The 412-nt window shown below is 55.3% G+C and carries 1 protein-coding gene; it reads left to right on the forward strand.

Annotated features, from left to right (window positions below; genetic code table 11):
- On the forward strand, nt 1-304 hold a 304-nt coding region (locus tag MB824_RS03915; RefSeq protein WP_305067906.1), incomplete at its 5' end, for a virulence factor TspB C-terminal domain-related protein.
- Nucleotides 305-412 lie beyond the last annotated feature (108 nt).

The following is a 412-nucleotide window of genomic DNA, read 5'->3' on the forward strand; positions in this document are numbered from 1 at the left end:
GTCCTGCACCAAGCTCGGCACCGAAGAAGACATCCGCCGCACCGTCGGCAGTCCTGACGGCAGCGGCAGCAGAATCGGCATACCTAAAGAAACCGTCGGACTGCCCGGATTTAACCGCAGCAATGACTTTTCCGAGAGCGGCACCTGCCCCGCGCCCAAGCAGTTTGTGTTCATGGGGCAAACGAACGAGTTGAGCTATGAAAGCATGTGCCAAGGCGCAAGGGGTTTGCGGCCGTATATCGTTTTTTCGGCAATCTTTATCGCCTTTGTGATTTGCCGGCATGCCGTAATCAGCAAAACCTAAAGGGAGACAACCATGCCCGTCCTGATTGCCCTACTCGGACAATTGCTCGTAACCCTGATAGGCCAAATAATCGTAGCCCTTGGCGTGTCCGCCATTACCTATGTCGGC

Source organism: Kingella pumchi (assembly GCF_022288825.1).
Lineage (GTDB): Bacteria > Pseudomonadota > Gammaproteobacteria > Burkholderiales > Neisseriaceae > Kingella_D > Kingella_D pumchi.